Origin of the sequence: Gordonia sp. BP-119 (genome assembly GCF_016924115.1) — a bacterium.
In the GTDB taxonomy this organism is placed as follows: Bacteria; Actinomycetota; Actinomycetes; order Mycobacteriales; family Mycobacteriaceae; genus Gordonia; species Gordonia hongkongensis.
Window position 1 is genome coordinate 91,147 of sequence record NZ_JAFFZF010000004.1, and the last position, 15,442, is coordinate 106,588.

Here is a 15,442-nt window from a genome sequence, read left to right on the forward strand (position 1 = left end):
CCTGGCCGCCCGGGTTCGGCGATAACGGTCCGGCCACAGGTCTTGCGGCCACCAAACCCCGCCCTGAGCAACGAGAACACCGCTGGTCGGACAGCCGGCGGCGAGACGGCCGTGGCCGCCGGACCGATTACTCGATCGGCTCCTGGCCGGGCAGCATCCCGCGTTCGACCCGTTTCTCGACGTCGGCCTTGATGTAGCGGATGTACAGCCAGACCGACCCGAAGACGACTCCCACCACCGCGATCGACCAGTGGAAGAGCCCCCCGATGATCAGGACGACCTGCAGGCCGAGATCGAGGTTGATCGCGTACGGCCGGCCCTGCATCCCGGCGGCCAGGATCATCGCGATGACGACGAGCGTGAGGTATCCGCCGGACAACCAGGTCAGCCCGTCGCCGAGGCGCCACACGATAGGGAACGCCAGGATCACGACGATGACCTCCAGGATCATCGTGCCGGCCATCACGCCGCGGAGCCCCTTCCACGGATCGTTCGTGGGTGGGGTGTACCGGGTCATGAGGGTTCCTTACCGAAGAGTGTTCGCGCGGCACCGGCGGTCACGACGGACCCGGTGATGACCACGCCCGCACCGGACACGCGTTCGCCGTCGGCTTCCTCGGCCAGTGCGATGGCCTCCTCGACGGCGTCGGGCAGGAAGGGTTTGACGACCACGCGGTCCTCGCCGAACACCTCCCGCGCGTACTCCGCGAGCGTCTCGGGCTCCAGGGCCCGTGGCGACCCGTTGTCGGTGACGACGACCGCGTCGAGCACCGGCTCGAGGGCTTCGAGGACTCCGCGGGCGTCCTTGTCACCCAGCACGCCGATGACGCCGACGAGTCGACGGAAGTCGAACTCCTCGGCCAGCGCCTGCGCCAGCGCCGCGGCTCCGTGGGGATTGTGCGCCGCGTCGGCGAACACCGTCGGGGCGCTGCGCAGTCGCTCGAGCCGTCCGGGGTTGGCGACGGACGCGAAACCCGTACGCACCGCGTCGATGTCGAGCTGACGATCGGCGCCCGCACCGAAGAACGCCTCCACCGCCGCGAGCGCCAGCGCCGCGTTGGCCGCCTGATGTGCACCGTGCAGCGGCACGAAGATCTCGTCGTAGACACCGCCGAGGCCCTGGATGGTGAGCATCTGCCCACCGACGGCGATGACCGAGTCGAGGACCGCGAACTCCGATCCCTGGCGGGCGACGATGGTGCCCGCATCGACGGCCGCGCGCAGCAGGACGTCCATCACCTCGGGGCTCTGTTCGGCGATCACCGTGACGGGATCGACGGTGCCGGCCGCATCGGGTTCGGCGGGCTTGATGATGCCGGCCTTCTCCCCCGCGATGGCGGTCAGGGTGTCGCCGAGATAGTCCGCGTGGTCCATCGCGATCGGTGTGATGACCGAGACCGTGCCGTCGATGACGTTGGTCGCGTCCCATCGACCGCCCATGCCCGTCTCGACGACGGCGACGTCCACCGGCGCCTCGGCGAAGACCGCATACGCCATCGCGGTCAGCACCTCGAACTTGCTCATCCGGGGTCCACCCGCCGCTGTCGACGAATCGTCGACCATGGTGATGTACGGCTCGAGTTCCCGATAGGTGTCGATGTAGGTGCGTGCCGGAATCGGCTTGCCGTCGACCGAGATCCGCTCGGTGACGCGCTGCAGGTGCGGACTCGTGATCCGGCCCGTGCGCCGGTGCAGCGCGGACAGCAACGCGTCGACCATCCTGGTGACCGACGTCTTGCCGTTCGTCCCGGCGATGTGGATCGCGGGGTATCCGTGCTGGGGGGATCCGAGCAGATCCATGAGCGTCGCGATGCGGGTCAGCGACGGCTCGATCTTGGTCTCGGGCCACCGGGTGTCGAGCTCGGCCTCGACCTCGGCGAGTTCGGCGAGATCGTCGGCGCTGTCAGTGACGCGCAGCCGCGCCGGCTCGGCGTCCGGATCGGGTTCGTCCTCCCCCAGGATCGCCGAGAGACCCAGGGGGTCGCCTGCCGCATCCATTCCCAGGACGGCTGGATCCTCTTCGGGGAAACCGGTGTCGTCGCTCACGCGCCGGCCAGACTCGCCAGCTTCGCGTTCAACCGTTCGACCTCTTCGGTCGCGATCCGCTGACGGTCCCGGATCTTGGCGACCACGTGGTCGGGCGCCTTGGACAGGAACTGTTCGTTGCCCAGTTTCGCCGAGGTCGTCGACAGTTCCTTCTCGGCCACCGCCAGGTCCTTGGCGAGCCGCTTGCGTTCGGCTTCGACGTCGACGGTGCCCGAGGTGTCGATCGCGACGACCACGGTGGCCACGCTCAGGCGGACCTCGATGGTCGCGGTCGCGCCGAAGTCGGGACCGGCCGGGTCCAGGCGCGCGAGGGAGGTCACGTACGGCAGCAGGTGTTCGAGCCCGGCTTCGCCGAGTCCGTCGAACTGCACGGCGACGCGCTGGCCCGGACGGAGACCCTGATCGCTGCGGAAACGCCGCACCTCGGTGATCAGTCGCTGCAGATCGTCCACGCGGGCGGCCGAATCCGACGACCAATCGCGTCCGGAAGTGGTCGGCCAGGGGGCGACCACGAGCGATTCACCCCCGGTGAGCGCCTTCCACAGCACCTCGGTGACGAACGGCATCACCGGCGACAGCGCGCGCAGCAACGGCTCTAGGACCGCGCCCAGCACGAGCGACGTTGCTTCCGAACGCTTCTCGTCGTTCTCGGCGAACTGCACCTTCGCGAGTTCGAGGTACCAGTCGCAGACCTCGTCCCACGCGAAGTGGTAGAGCGCCTCGCATGCCTTCGAGAACTCGTAGGACTCGAACCCGGCGTCGATCTCGGCGAGCACCTCGTCGAGCCGGCCGAGGATCCACCGGTCGGCGTCGGTCAGCGTCTCGGCGTCGGGGAGCTCGCCGACCTTCGCGCCGTTCATCAACGCGAACTTGGTGGCGTTGTAGAGCTTGGTGGCGAAGTTGCGCGACGACTGGGCGTGGTCCTCGCCGACCGAGATGTCCGAACCGGGGTTGGCACCGCGGGCGAGCGTGAAGCGCAGGGCGTCGGCCCCGAAGCGCTCCACCCAGTCGAGCGGGTCGATGCCGTTGCCCTTCGACTTCGACATCTTGCGGCCGTGCTCGTCGCGCACCAGGCCGTGCAGGAACAGGTTGTGGAACGGGATCTCGTTGCCCGGACCCAGATCCTTGCCCACGTAGGTGCCGAACATCATCATGCGGGCCACCCAGAAGAACAGGATGTCGTACCCGGTGACGAGAACCGAGGTGGGATAGAACTTCTCGAGATCCGCGGTCTGATCGGGCCAGCCCATCGTGGAGAACGGCCACAGCCCGGAGGAGAACCAGGTGTCGAGGACGTCGGTCTCCTGGACGTAACCCTCGGGGGCCTGCTCGTCGGGTCCGACGCACACCACCTCGCCGTCGGGTCCGTACCAGATCGGGATGCGGTGACCCCACCACAGCTGACGCGAGATACACCAGTCGTGCATGTCGTCGACCCAGCTGAACCAGCGCGGCTCCATCGACTTCGGGTGGATCACCGTGGACCCGTCCCGCACCGCGTCGCCGGCCGCCGCGGCCAGCGTGGAGACCGCCACCCACCACTGCATCGACAGGCGCGGTTCGATCGGCTCGCCGGTGCGCTCCGAATGCCCGACGCTGTGCGGGTACGGACGCACCTCTTTCACGATCCGGCCCTGTTCGGCCAGCGCCTCGCGCACCTTGACACGCGCCTCGAAGCGGTCCATGCCGTCGAATTCGGTTCCGGTGTCGGCGATCCGGGCGGATTCGTCCATGATCGTCGGCATCGGCAGGTTGTGTCGCTGACCGAGCGCGAAGTCGTTGGGGTCGTGTGCCGGCGTGATCTTGACTGCGCCACTACCGAATTCGGGGTCGACGTAATCGTCGGCGACGATCGGGATCATCCGGTCGACAAAGGGGTGCGGCAGTGCGGTGCCGACCAGGTGGGCATACCGTTCGTCGTCGGGGTGCACCGCGATCGCGGTGTCGCCGAGCATCGTCTCGAGTCGGGTCGTCGCGACGACGATGTGAGGCTCGGTGTCGTCGAGTGACCCGTAACGGAAGCTGACGAGTTCGCCCTCGACGTCGGCGTAACTCACCTCGATGTCGCTGACGGCGGTCTTGAGGACCGGCGACCAGTTGACGAGGCGCTCAGCCTGATAGATCAGCCCGTCGTCGAACATCTTCTTGAAGACGGTGTGCACCGCGCGCGACAGGCCCTCGTCCATCGTGAAGCGTTCGCGCGACCAGTCGACGCTGTCGCCGAGCCGGCGCATCTGCTCGCCGATGTTGCCGCTGATCTCGGCCTTCTCGGCCCACACCCGGTCGATGAACGCCTCCCGGCCGAGGTCGTCGCGCGTCTTGCCCTCGGCGGCGAGCTTGCGCTCGACCATCGTCTGCATCGCAATCGCCGCGTGGTCCATGCCGGGGAGCCACAGCACCTCGTAGCCCTGCATCCGACGACGACGCGAGAGCGCGTCCATCAGGACGTGCTCGTAGGCGTGGCCCATGTGCAGCGAGCCGTTGACATTCGGCGGCGGGATCACGATGGAGAACGGCGGCTTGTCACTCGCCGCGTCCGCGGTGAAGTACCCGGCGTCCACCCAGCCCTGGTAGAGCGACGCCTCGTGCTCAGCGGGGTCCCAGGACTTCGGCAACCCGGTCTCGGGTACGGCAGTCCGGGGCGACGCTGTCTCGGGCAACGCGGATGTCTGGTCGGGTGATGTCACGGCCGCTATTCTATGTTTTCGCCGGGCCGGACCTCGCCCGGGACCCGTCCGCGCCCGAGCGCTTCGTGCTAACCCGCAGAGACGCGCAATCTGTGCAGGTCCTCAGGCGCGTTGACGTTGACCAGCCAGTCCGGATCGGAGATCCCCACCCGATGGGTGTTGAGCGCCTCGATCGCGCCCAGCATGCGCCGTTCACCGCCGGCGACGACATCCGCGATCATCGCCGCGGCATCCGTGCGGTAGATCCCCGCCATCGGATGATCCCGCTGGGCGTCGTGGGCGATGACCGCCTGGGTCGAGTCGGTCAGCCCCAGCCGCAGCTCGTCGATCAGCTCCGGAGCGATCAGCGGCATGTCCGTGGCACAGACGAACGCGAACTCGGCACCCGCGGCAGCCGCTGCGGACAGGCCTGCGACGAGCCCGCCGAGCGGACCCGTCCCCTCCTGTTCGTCGGTCACCCAGTGCACCTTCGACGAGTCGATCCCCGGCGCCGCCCGGTCGCGGATGTCGTCGACGCCGCGGAATGCGGCGGACGTCTCGCCCGCGACGACCAGCACCGGATCGCAGCGCTGGGACACCACCCGCACCACTCGCGCGAGCATGGGTTCACCGTCCCAGTCGAGCGCGGCCTTGTCGCTGCCCATCCGTCGCGAACGTCCGCCCGCCAGCACCAGGCCGGCGAGCACCGAGGTATCCGATCCGTGTTGAGTCACATCGCTCAGTGTGCGCGATCTGGCGCACGGGCGGGGCAAGATGGACATCATGAGCAACACTCGCAACACCGAGACTGCGGCGACGCACCCCGCCGACGAGCCGCGCGAGGTCCGGCGCACACACCCGAAGACCTACGCCGCCGGAGTCCCGGCCGTCGCAGTCGCCCTCAAGCGCGGAGTCGAGCAGATGGGCGCGCTCCGGACAGCACAGACCTTGATCAAGCTCAATCAACGTGATGGGTTCGATTGTCCCGGATGCGCCTGGCCGGAGACGCCGGGCCACCGCAAGCATGCCGAGTTCTGCGAGAACGGCGCCAAGGCGGTCGCCGAGGAGGCCACACGTCGAGCCGTCGCCCCCGAGTTCTTCGCCGCCCACAGCGTCGACGACCTCCGGACACGCAGCGGCTACTGGCTCTCGCAGCAGGGACGCCTGGCGCACCCGATGTACCTCGGTCCGGGCGACACCCACTACCGCCCGCTGAACTGGGACGAGGCCAACGCCGTCATCGCCGACGAGTTCGCCGCGATGGACTCGCCTGACGAGGCCGTGTTCTACACGTCGGGTCGCACCAGCAACGAAGCCGCTTTCCTGTACCAGCTCTTCGCCCGGAGCCTGGGTACGAACAACCTCCCCGACTGCTCGAACATGTGCCACGAGTCCTCCGGCGCCGCTCTCGGCGCGTCGATCGGCATCGGCAAGGGTTCGGTCACCGTCCCCGATCTCGAGGCGGCCGATCTCATCCTCATCGCCGGCCAGAATCCCGGCACCAATCACCCGAGAATGCTCGCCACCCTGGAGAAGGCGAAGCACAACGGGGCCCGGATCGTGGCGATCAACCCGCTGCCCGAAGCAGGCCTGATGCGTTTCAAGGATCCACAGAAGGTCGGCGGGGTCATCGGCGCGGGTACCAAGCTGGCCGACGACTTCCTCCAGGTCCGGCTCGGGTCCGACATGGCTCTGTTCCGCGGCGTCGCACGTCTGCTCCGTGACGCCGAACGAGCCGCCCCCGGAACGGTTTTCGATCACCAGTTCCTCGACGAGTCGTGCGCCGGGGTCGAGGAGTACCTCGACCTGCTCGACGACGTCGACCTCGACCGGGTCGTCGAGGTCACCGGCGTGACCCGCACCCAGATCGACGAGCTCGCACGGACGGTCGCCACTTCGCGCCGCATCGTGCTGTGCTGGGCGATGGGCTTGACCCAGCACCGCCACGGCGTCGCGACGATCGCCGAAGGCACGAACCTGCTGCTCCTGCGCGGCATGATCGGCCGCGTCGGCGCCGGCCTCTGCCCCGTGCGCGGTCATTCGAACGTGCAGGGCGACCGCACCATGGGGATCTTCGAGAGGATGCCAGAGTCCTTCCTCGCTGCTCAGGACGCCGAGTTCGGCATCACGTCCCCACGCGAGCACGGGTACGACACCGTCGCCGCCATCACTGCGATGGCCGCCGGGAAGGTCCGCGTCTTCGTCGGGATGGGCGGCAATTTCGTGTCCGCCTCACCCGACACCGACGTCACCGCCGACGCCCTGCGGCGCTGCGCACTCACCGTGCACGTGTCCACCAAGCTCAACGAATCCCACCTCGTCACCGGCCGTCGCGCACTCATCCTGCCCACCCTCGGGCGCACCGACCGGGACATCATCGACGGTGTGGCACAACGTGTCTCGGTCGAGGACTCGATGTCGGCGGTCCACCTGTCCCGTGGGTCGCTGCCGCCGGTGTCGGCGCACCTGCGCAGTGAGGTCGCGATCATCTGCGACCTGGCGACCCGGGTTCTCGGTACCGCTCACCCGGTTCCGTGGCAGGAACTGAAACGCGACTACGACCGCATCCGCGACCGGATCGAGCGGGTCGTCCCCGGCTTCCACGACTTCAACATCCGCGTCCGCCGCAGTGACGGTTTCGTGCTGCCGCACCCGCCGCGCGACACCCGGTCGTTCGACACGCCCAACGGCAAGGCCAACTTCGCAGTCCATCCCCTCGAATGGGTGGACGTCCCGGCCGACCGCCTCGTCCTGCAGACACTCCGCAGCCATGACCAGTACAACACCACCATCTACGGCCACGACGACCGTTACCGGGGCATCTCCGGCAACCGCCACATCGTGATGGTCAATCCCGACGACATCGCGTCCCTCGGCCTGCGCGCCGGGCAACTCGTCGACATCGTCTCGGAGTTCGACGGCGAGGCCGGAGTCGAGGAACGACGGGTCCGCGGCTTCGAGGTGGTCCCGTATGACACACCGCGCGGCAACGCGGCCGCGTACTACCCCGAGACCAACCCGCTGGTCCCGCTCGGATCGGTGGCAAAGGAGTCGAACACACCGGTCTCCAAGGCGGTGGTGATCCGCATCGAACCGGCCGAATCCGCCTAGCCGGAGACGACAGCAGCGAGCCCCGTCCGGTCGTCCGGGCGGGGCTCGCTGCTGTCGTCGGGTGAGTGGTGAGCTGCGGGTCAGGCGCTCTTGTCGCGACGTTCGTCGCTGGAAGCCTTGCGGGGCACGATCGTCGGGAGGACGTTGTCGCGGACTGTCTCCCCGGTCACGACGACCTTCTCGACGTCGTCACGGCTCGGGATGTCGTACATCACCGGCAGCAGGACCTCTTCCATGATGGCCCGCAGGCCGCGGGCACCGGTGCCGCGGTGGATGGCCTGATCGGCGACCGCCTCGAGGGCGTCCTTGGTGAACTCCAACTCGACATTGTCCATGTCGAACAGCCGGGTGTACTGCTTCACCAGCGCGTTCTTCGGCTCCGAGAGGATGCTCACCAGCGAGTCCTTGTCCAGGTTCGTCACCGAGGCGACGACCGGCAGACGGCCGATGAACTCCGGGATCAGGCCGAACTTGATCAGGTCCTCCGGCATGACGTCGGCGAACTGATCCGAGGTGTCCACCTCGTCCTTGCTCGCCACTTCGTTGCCGAAGCCGAGACCGCGCTTGCCGATCCGCTCGGACACGATCTTCTCCAGACCGGCGAACGCGCCGGCCACGATGAACAGCACGTTCGTCGTGTCGATCTGGATGAACTCCTGATGCGGATGCTTGCGTCCACCCTGCGGCGGCACCGACGCCTGCGTGCCCTCGAGGATCTTCAGCAGCGCCTGCTGGACTCCCTCACCGGACACATCGCGCGTGATCGACGGGTTCTCGCTCTTGCGGGCGATCTTGTCGACCTCGTCGATGTAGATGATCCCGGTCTCGGCACGCTTGACGTCGTAGTCGGCGGCCTGGATCAGCTTGAGCAGGATGTTCTCGACGTCCTCGCCAACATATCCGGCCTCGGTCAGCGCGGTTGCGTCGGCGATCGCGAACGGCACGTTGAGCATCTTCGCCAGGGTCTGCGCCAGGTACGTCTTGCCGCATCCGGTGGGGCCGAGCATGAGGATGTTCGACTTCATCAGCTCGACGGTCTCACCCGTCCGGGCGTCCTTCTTCTCGCCCGCCTGGATGCGCTTGTAGTGGTTGTAGACCGCGACCGCGAGCGTCCGCTTCGCCGTGTCCTGGCCGATGACGTACTTCTCGAGGAAGTCACGGATCTCCGTCGGCTTCGGCAACTCGTCGAGCTTGACGTCGCCGTTCTCGGCCAGTTCCTCTTCGATGATCTCGTTGCACAGGTCGATGCACTCATCGCAGATGTACACGCCGGGGCCGGCGATGAGCTTCTTCACCTGCTTCTGGCTCTTGCCGCAAAAAGAGCACTTGAGCAGGTCGCCGCCGTCTCCGATTCGTGCCATCTCGCGCTGTACCTACTTCCTCGTTGCCGGACTGTCGTGTCTGGTCCGTCGCGTCGCACGCAGCCGGGCATGGGTCATTTGATCGACACTCGAATGCCCAGTAACCCGACGGTACCCGCGTGTCGCTCGAACTTCGACCGATAAGGCCAAATGTCGCGGCAGAAAATCACCGGGACTTCTGCACTGCCACAACTACTTCTTGGCCAGGACTACTTCTTCATCGACTTCTTGCGGTACTCGAAGACCTCGTCGACGATGCCGTACTCCTTGGCCGCGGCCGCGGTCAGGATGTTGTCGCGGTCGGTGTCCTTGCGGATCTTCTCCTTGTCCTGACCGGTGTGGCTGGCCAGGATCTCGTCGAGGCGGTCGCGGATGCGCTCGATCTCGGCGGCCTGGATCTCGAGGTCGGAGACCTGACCCTGGTAGGCGCCACCGGTGCGCGGCTGGTGGATCAGGACCGTAGCGTTCGGCAACGCCGCACGCTTGCCCGGGGTTCCGCCGGCGAGGAGGATCGCCGCCGCCGAGGCCGCCTCACCGAGGCAGACGGTCACGATGTCGCAGTGCACGTACTGCATCGTGTCGTAGATGGCGAGCATGTCGGGCACGCTGCCACCGGGCGAGTTGATGTACATGGTGATGTCGCGGTCGGGGTCCTGCGATTCGAGGACGAGCAGCTGCGCCATGACGTCGTTGGACACGACCTGGTCGATCGGCGTGCCGACGAACACGATCCGCTCTTCGAACAGCTTCGCGTACGGGTCGTACTGTCGCTGGCCGTTCGGGGTGTGCTCGATGAACGACGGCAGGATGTACCGCGCTTCGATGTTCTTCAGCGCGAGGGCCGACGCGGGGATGCCGGCGGCGACCTCGGCGGGCATGCCGTCGAAGGAAAGGGAGTTGGTCATCTGTTGCTCCATTGGGTAGAGGTGGCTCGGCGGTGGGTACGGGAGCGGTCGTCGGACCGGGGTCTCACCGACCCGGGCGCGCGATCACCTTGTCGACGAAGCCGTACTCCTTGGCCTCTTCCGCGGTGAACCACTTGTCGCGGTCGGCGTCGGCCTCGATCTTCTCGAGCGGCTGACCGCTGAACTCGGCGTTGAGCCGGTTCATCTCCTTCTTGGTGAGCGCGAATTGCTCTGCCTGGATGGCGATGTCGGCCGCGGTACCACCGATGCCGGCGGACGGCTGATGCATCATGATGCGCGCGTGCGGCAGTGCATGTCGCTTGCCCTTGGCGCCGGCGGCGAGGAGGAACTGCCCCATCGACGCCGCCATACCCATCGCGTACGTCGCGACGTCGCATTCCGCGAGCTGCATGGTGTCGAAGATCGCCATTCCGGCGGTCACCGACCCACCGGGCGAATTGATGTAGAGGTGGATGTCCTTCTGCGGGTCCTCGGCCGAGAGCAGCAGGATCTGCGCGCACAGCCGGTTCGCGATGTCGTCGTCGACCTGGGTGCCCAGGAAGATGATGCGCTCGCGCAGCAGACGCTCGAACACCGAATCGGTCAGGTTCAACCCAGCCACACCCGAACTCATCGTGGGTGTGTGGATGGTCGGCTCACTCACGGGTTCCTACCTTTGCCTTGTTGTCATGACCTGCGCGTCACCCGCGGGTGACGCGCACGCACATCGAATGCTTCTCTGATGACGTCCTCACCGACACTAACCAATCGACACCCGCGGACACTCCCGAGGACACGCCTCTTCGCTGAGAGCAGAACGGCCTTCGGCACCGTGAACGGCCCGTGCGTGATGGTGGACCGACGGCGATCGCCGGCCCTCGTACTTCGAGGACCGGCGATCGCGGAGGAAACGTGCGGGCTGTGCTGGACCGCGGGAGCCCGATCAGTTGTCGGAGTCGGACTCGTCCGCAGCGGACTCGTCGGCGTCGTCATTGCCGCCGAAGTACTCGGCGGTGTCGACGGTGGCGCCCTTGGTGTCGGTGACGGTCACGTCGCCGACGATGCTCGCCAGCGACTTGCCGCGCCGGACGTCGGCGTAGACCGCACCGACCTGGTTGGCCTGCGTCAGCTGCTGGATGAACTCCTGCGGCTGCATGCCGTAGCGCTGGGCGGTGAAGATGATCTGCTGGGTCAGCTCGTCCTGGCTGACCTCGGTGTCCTGCTGATCGGCGATCGCGTCGAGCAGCAGCTGCTGCTTGACCGACTTCTCCGCCTCAGCACGGGACTCGGCATCCCACTCCTCGCGGGTCTTACCCTGCGCCTCGAGGAATTTGGCGACCTGCTCGTCGTCGTGTCCGAGCGCGTGGATGACCTGGTGCTGCTGACCCTCGACCTCTTCGTCGACGACCTTCTCCGGCAGCGGGATCTCGACGGTCTCGAGGAGCTTGTCGAGCACCGCGTCGCGGATCTTGTTGGCCTGCTCCAGCTTCGCGGACTGCTCGACCCGCTCGGCGAGGCTGGCGCGCAGCTCCTCGACGGTGTCGAACTCGCTGGCCATCTGGGCGAACTCATCGTCGACCTCGGGCAGCTCGCGCTCCTTGACCGACTGCACGGTCACCTTCACGAGGGCCTCCTCGCCCGCGTGATCGCCGGCGACGAGCTTGGTCGTGAACTCTTTGTCCTCGCCGGCCTTCAGGCCGATGAGCGCCTCGTCGAGTCCGTCGATGAGCTGGCCGGAGCCGACCTCATGGGACAGCCCCTCCGTGGTGGCCTCCTCGACGGCCTCGCCGTCGACGGTCGCGGCCAGGTCGATCGACACGAAGTCGCCGTTCTCCACGCCGCGCTCGACGCCCTTGAGGGTGCCGAAGCGGGCGCGCAGGCCTTCGAGCTGCTCGTCGACCGCCGCCTCGTCGACCTCGATCGCGTCGACCTCGACCGACAGGGTCGAGTAGTCGGGCAGGGTGATCTCGGGACGGACGTCGACCTCGGCCGTGAAGGTGACCGACTCGCCGTACTTCAGCTCGGACAGGTCGATCTCGGGCTGGCCGATGGCCTTGGTCTCGGTCTCGGCGACGGCCTCGGAGTACTTGGCCGGGATGGCGTCGTTCACGACCTGCGCGAGAATCGAATCGCGGCCGACACGGGCCTCGATCAGCTTCGCGGGCGCCTTGCCCGGACGGAATCCGGGGATCCGGATCTGCTGGGCCAACGACCGGTAGGCCCGGTCGAAGTCTGCCGACAGCTCCTCGAACGGGACCTCGACGTTGAGCTTGACCCGGGTCGGGGTGAGTTGCTCGACAGTGCTCTTCACGCCTGAATACTCCTTATATCTACGGTGGTGGAAGTTCGGTCGTTCGCGGGCCGTGCACCGGGTGACCGGTCGGGCCACATCGATCAAGTCGGGATGACAGGATTTGAACCTGCGACCCTCCGCTCCCAAAGCGGATGCGCTACCAAGCTGCGCCACATCCCGGGGTCCGAACACGCGAGGGAACCCCGGAGGGCGACCGCGCATCAGGGCCAACAAGAGATAGTACGTGCCACCGCGGCCGGGCCCGCGCACGGGTGCCGCGGCGACGCCGGAACCGATGGTCGTCCGTCGGATGCCACCTCGTCGCATCCACCCCGATTTCGGTTCCGGCGCCGCTGCCGGTACAGTCACTCATCGCACGCGACGCCGGGATCTCGACGGTCACCGCGAGCAACGCGGGTGTAGCTCAATGGTAGAGCCCTAGTCTTCCAAACTAGCTACGCGGGTTCGATTCCCGTCACCCGCTCCACCGGCTCGGAGACACTATCTCCGAGCCTTTTTCGTCGGTCCGGGCTACTCCGTGCGCCTAGTTGGGCGGCTCCGGCGGCTTGTTCCACGGCAACGGCAGGGGCGCGTACTCGTAGACGATCTCGGGAGTCGCCTCCTCCTCCGGGTGCCCGGGTGCCGACGAATCGCCGGGGCCGGTCGAGACGATCGGTGGTGGGCAGGGCGCGAACTGGCCTGGCGTTTCCCTCACGTTCCTCCGCTGTCTGCGAACCACATGCGATTCGGGTCGGCGATGTCACAGATCCCCGCCCAAGTCACCCAACCGGACCACATCCCGCCGGTCCGGACTCGTCCTGTGATCCACGCCACACCTGGCGTACCGTTGACCCATGTCCTCCAGCCACACGAAAACCCAACGCCGGTGCGGATCCTGCGGCGCACCCCTGTACGTCCGCCGAGACGTGACCGAGTCCGAGGCCGGCATCGGTCGCGTCGACGTGATGCTCGTCTGCCGGGACGAGGCGTGTTCGCAACCTGCGCAACACCTTCGCACCGAACATCCACAACCCGCCTGAGCGGGAACACGGCGCCCCGAACGAGCAGTCCCCAGTGGGACAAACGATCCTGTTGCATACGAGGGTCCAGCGGCCACAATGAGTCCACGCCGGAACCCGCTGCGTATGCGCGACCTCGAATGTGACGACCGTCACACGCGGTGTCGACAACGGCGCTACCTCGGGTTTTGCCACGTCGTACTGAGGGTTCGCGATGGCGGCGTCATTCGGCGTGACCCGCTCCTTGGACCCAAGGCAACGGTTGTGTAACGATGGTTCCGCGCTCAGGCCGATGCGCGAACGAACCATCGAACCGAAGGTACGACCTGTGTTGAACTCTCACCTGCCGACCCCGCGCGCCTCGCGCCGCCGTTCGGCTCGACGACTCGCGGCTGTCGTCTTCGGCGTCCTGGCCATGACCCTCGCACTTCCCGGCGTCGCCAACGCCGTCCCGGTCACCGTGATCCCCGGCCTGCCGCCGGTCGAGATCCCCGCGGTCCCCGGTCTGCCGACCCCGCCGGCGCCGACCACCCCCGAAGCTCCGCAGCCGCCGCCGTCGACGACCGAGGAGAAGCCGGCCGGGCCGGTCATCCCGAACGTCAAGACCGAGACCGGTTACATCGCCCTGGCCGACGACAACACCCACACCATCACCTGGTGGCACAACGGCAAGGTCGTCCGGACGATGCCGATCTCGATGGGTTCGGACAAGAACCCCACCTCGAACGGCGTGTACTACACCAAGGAGAAGTACCGCGACATGTACATGGACTCGTCCACGTACGGCGTCCCGGTCGACTCCGCCGAGGGCTACCGCACCTACGTCGAGTACGCGACCCGGATGTCGTGGGACGGCATCTTCATCCACGGCGCCCCCTGGTCGGTCAATCAGCAGGGTCGCAGCAACGTGAGCCACGGCTGCATCAACGTCACCAACGATCACGCCAAGTGGGTCTACGACAACGTTCCCCGCAACACCCCGATCGTGGTGCGCAACACCATCGGTGGGAAGTATCAGAACACCTAGTCTCGAGCAGACTACGAGGGCCGGTCACCGTCAGGTGACCGGCCCTCTGTCGTGTGACCAGGTGGCGGCCTGGTCGGCGAACGTCGCCTGGACCTGAAGCCACTGGGCGATGACCTGACAACCGGTGGACGCCGGATCGGTGACCGAGGTCCGCCGATAGGGGTCGCTCCGATACGACGTGTGCCGGCCACCCACGGCGTTGGTCAGCCACACACCACCCACCCGGATGCGCGACGGGAGGTAGCACCTGACCTCACGCCACGCCGCCAGCATCCGCCCGGGGTCGCGCCGCCACTGCGCCGGCCGGACCGACGTCCGCCGTGCGTTCTGCAAGTCGTTGGCGCGCAACACATCCCACGCACTCCTCCCCCATCGGCCGAGCCCGGCCAGCGTCATAGAGCCGGTGAGGTCGGCGACGTCGCGGACAAGCGAGTCCGCGTCGGCGTTGCAGATCACGTCCTGGGACGCGCCCACCCAGTACACGGGCAGCCCGGTCGGCAGATCCGCTCCCGGGCCGGCGACTCCCCACCCGTCGCAACCGGGCACCACGCCCGGCGGCTGGTGCGGGTCGGCGACCAGCCCGACACCGAGTACCCGGTCCAGGTCGGATGCAGTCTCGGCGTCCCCGGTCGCCAGATCGGCGACCGCGGATCGGATGACCACGGCCCCCTGCGAGTAACCCACCAGCGCGACCGGTCCTGCCGTGGCGCGGATGGCCGCCCGCAGTCGGCCCGCACCGATCCCGACGCTCTCGACGAAACTCATCCCGCCCGGACGCGGGGCGGGACCATAGCTCGCGGGGTATCCGATCCACCGACAGTCGAAGCGGTCATCGAGTTCGTCGGCCACTCCGGTGAGGAGCCCGGACACCTCGGCCCGTGGGTCACCGGGGTACGACTCCCCCGTCCCGCCGACCACGAAGACGGTGATCGTCGGCGTCCTGCCGGGCCGGGGCCGGGTTCTGACATGCTGCACCTCACCCATGGTGGGTCCCGGACGTATGAACCGCCCGCA

The 15,442-nt window shown here is 67.3% G+C and carries 13 protein-coding genes and 2 tRNA genes; 4 read left to right on the top strand and 11 right to left on the bottom strand.

What is annotated here, in order from left to right:
• Window positions 1-127: 127 nt before the first annotated feature.
• The 4 genes from JW364_RS04225 to JW364_RS04240 all read right to left on the bottom strand — a co-directional run bounded on the left by JW364_RS04225 (window position 128) and on the right by JW364_RS04240 (window position 5,419).
• Window positions 128-517 (bottom strand): DUF4233 domain-containing protein, encoded by a 390-nt coding sequence (locus tag JW364_RS04225; protein WP_058250055.1) that lies wholly within the window; start codon window positions 515-517, stop codon window positions 128-130.
• Window positions 514-2,046 carry a folylpolyglutamate synthase/dihydrofolate synthase family protein gene (locus JW364_RS04230; protein ID WP_068972581.1) on the bottom strand — a complete coding sequence of 511 codons (1,533 nt, stop codon included), beginning with the start codon at window positions 2,044-2,046 and terminating at the stop codon, window positions 514-516. Before JW364_RS04230 ends, JW364_RS04225 begins: the two co-directional genes overlap by 4 nt.
• The gene (locus tag JW364_RS04235; RefSeq protein ID WP_139115598.1) at window positions 2,043-4,706 is read right to left on the bottom strand and encodes a valine--tRNA ligase; all 2,664 of its coding nucleotides are present in this window, start codon (window positions 4,704-4,706) and stop codon (window positions 2,043-2,045) included. Before JW364_RS04235 ends, JW364_RS04230 begins: the two co-directional genes overlap by 4 nt.
• Window positions 4,707-4,801: 95 nt before the next feature.
• Entirely contained in the window at window positions 4,802-5,419 is a 618-nt protein-coding gene (locus JW364_RS04240; protein ID WP_082652852.1) for a molybdenum cofactor guanylyltransferase, read from the bottom strand.
• Window positions 5,420-5,486: 67 nt separating this feature from the next.
• Between JW364_RS04240 and JW364_RS04245 the strand changes: the two genes are divergently transcribed.
• On the top strand, window positions 5,487-7,823 hold the full coding sequence (locus JW364_RS04245; protein ID WP_139115599.1) for an FdhF/YdeP family oxidoreductase: 2,337 nt from the start codon (window positions 5,487-5,489) through the stop codon (window positions 7,821-7,823).
• Window positions 7,824-7,903: 80 nt separating this feature from the next.
• Here JW364_RS04245 and clpX read toward each other — a convergent pair whose 3' ends face one another.
• From clpX to JW364_RS04270, 5 genes are all read right to left on the bottom strand, one after another.
• Window positions 7,904-9,184 (bottom strand): ATP-dependent Clp protease ATP-binding subunit ClpX, encoded by a 1,281-nt coding sequence (gene clpX / locus JW364_RS04250; RefSeq protein WP_058250051.1) that lies wholly within the window; start codon window positions 9,182-9,184, stop codon window positions 7,904-7,906.
• A gap of 209 nt (window positions 9,185-9,393) precedes the next feature.
• Window positions 9,394-10,089 (bottom strand): ATP-dependent Clp protease proteolytic subunit, encoded by a 696-nt coding sequence (locus JW364_RS04255; RefSeq protein ID WP_058250292.1) that lies wholly within the window; start codon window positions 10,087-10,089, stop codon window positions 9,394-9,396.
• 64 nt (window positions 10,090-10,153) lie between these two features.
• On the bottom strand, window positions 10,154-10,753 hold the full coding sequence (locus tag JW364_RS04260) for an ATP-dependent Clp protease proteolytic subunit (protein WP_078113597.1): 600 nt from the start codon (window positions 10,751-10,753) through the stop codon (window positions 10,154-10,156).
• 279 nt (window positions 10,754-11,032) lie between these two features.
• Complete coding sequence (gene tig, locus JW364_RS04265; RefSeq protein WP_068972583.1) at window positions 11,033-12,400, bottom strand: trigger factor; 1,368 nt, start codon at window positions 12,398-12,400, stop codon at window positions 11,033-11,035.
• An 88-nt stretch (window positions 12,401-12,488) separates the two neighbouring features.
• Window positions 12,489-12,562 (bottom strand) — tRNA-Pro (locus JW364_RS04270).
• 233 nt (window positions 12,563-12,795) lie between these two features.
• On the opposite strand from JW364_RS04270, the gene JW364_RS04275 reads away from it, so the two are divergent.
• Window positions 12,796-12,869 (top strand) — tRNA-Gly (locus JW364_RS04275).
• Between the two features lie 57 nt (window positions 12,870-12,926).
• Here JW364_RS04275 and JW364_RS04280 read toward each other — a convergent pair.
• Window positions 12,927-13,097, bottom strand: a complete 171-nt coding sequence (locus JW364_RS04280; RefSeq protein WP_175401035.1) for a hypothetical protein — start codon at window positions 13,095-13,097, stop codon at window positions 12,927-12,929.
• Window positions 13,098-13,236: 139 nt separating this feature from the next.
• On the opposite strand from JW364_RS04280, the gene JW364_RS24490 reads away from it, so the two are divergent.
• Both JW364_RS24490 and JW364_RS04285 read left to right on the top strand, forming a co-directional pair.
• On the top strand, window positions 13,237-13,422 hold the full coding sequence (locus tag JW364_RS24490) for a hypothetical protein (RefSeq protein WP_058250048.1): 186 nt from the start codon (window positions 13,237-13,239) through the stop codon (window positions 13,420-13,422).
• A gap of 271 nt (window positions 13,423-13,693) precedes the next feature.
• The gene (locus tag JW364_RS04285) at window positions 13,694-14,428 is read left to right on the top strand and encodes a L,D-transpeptidase (protein ID WP_240198622.1); all 735 of its coding nucleotides are present in this window, start codon (window positions 13,694-13,696) and stop codon (window positions 14,426-14,428) included.
• Window positions 14,429-14,458: 30 nt separating this feature from the next.
• On the opposite strand, the gene JW364_RS04290 is transcribed toward JW364_RS04285, so the two are convergent.
• Entirely contained in the window at window positions 14,459-15,412 is a 954-nt protein-coding gene (locus JW364_RS04290; protein WP_065629012.1) for a PE-PPE domain-containing protein, read from the bottom strand.
• Window positions 15,413-15,442: the final 30 nt, after the last annotated feature.

Coding starts and splice junctions, on each gene's coding strand:
- JW364_RS04245 (WP_139115599.1), top strand. CDS start 5,487: ATGGACATCATGAGCAACACTCGCAACACCGAGACTGCGGCGACGCAC.
- JW364_RS04285 (WP_240198622.1), top strand. CDS start 13,694: ATGCGCGAACGAACCATCGAACCGAAGGTACGACCTGTGTTGAACTCT.
- JW364_RS04290 (WP_065629012.1), bottom strand. CDS start 15,412: ATGGGTGAGGTGCAGCATGTCAGAACCCGGCCCCGGCCCGGCAGGACG.
- JW364_RS04225 (WP_058250055.1), bottom strand. CDS start 517: ATGACCCGGTACACCCCACCCACGAACGATCCGTGGAAGGGGCTCCGC.
- clpX (WP_058250051.1), bottom strand. CDS start 9,184: ATGGCACGAATCGGAGACGGCGGCGACCTGCTCAAGTGCTCTTTTTGC.
- JW364_RS04255 (WP_058250292.1), bottom strand. CDS start 10,089: ATGACCAACTCCCTTTCCTTCGACGGCATGCCCGCCGAGGTCGCCGCC.
- JW364_RS24490 (WP_058250048.1), top strand. CDS start 13,237: ATGTCCTCCAGCCACACGAAAACCCAACGCCGGTGCGGATCCTGCGGC.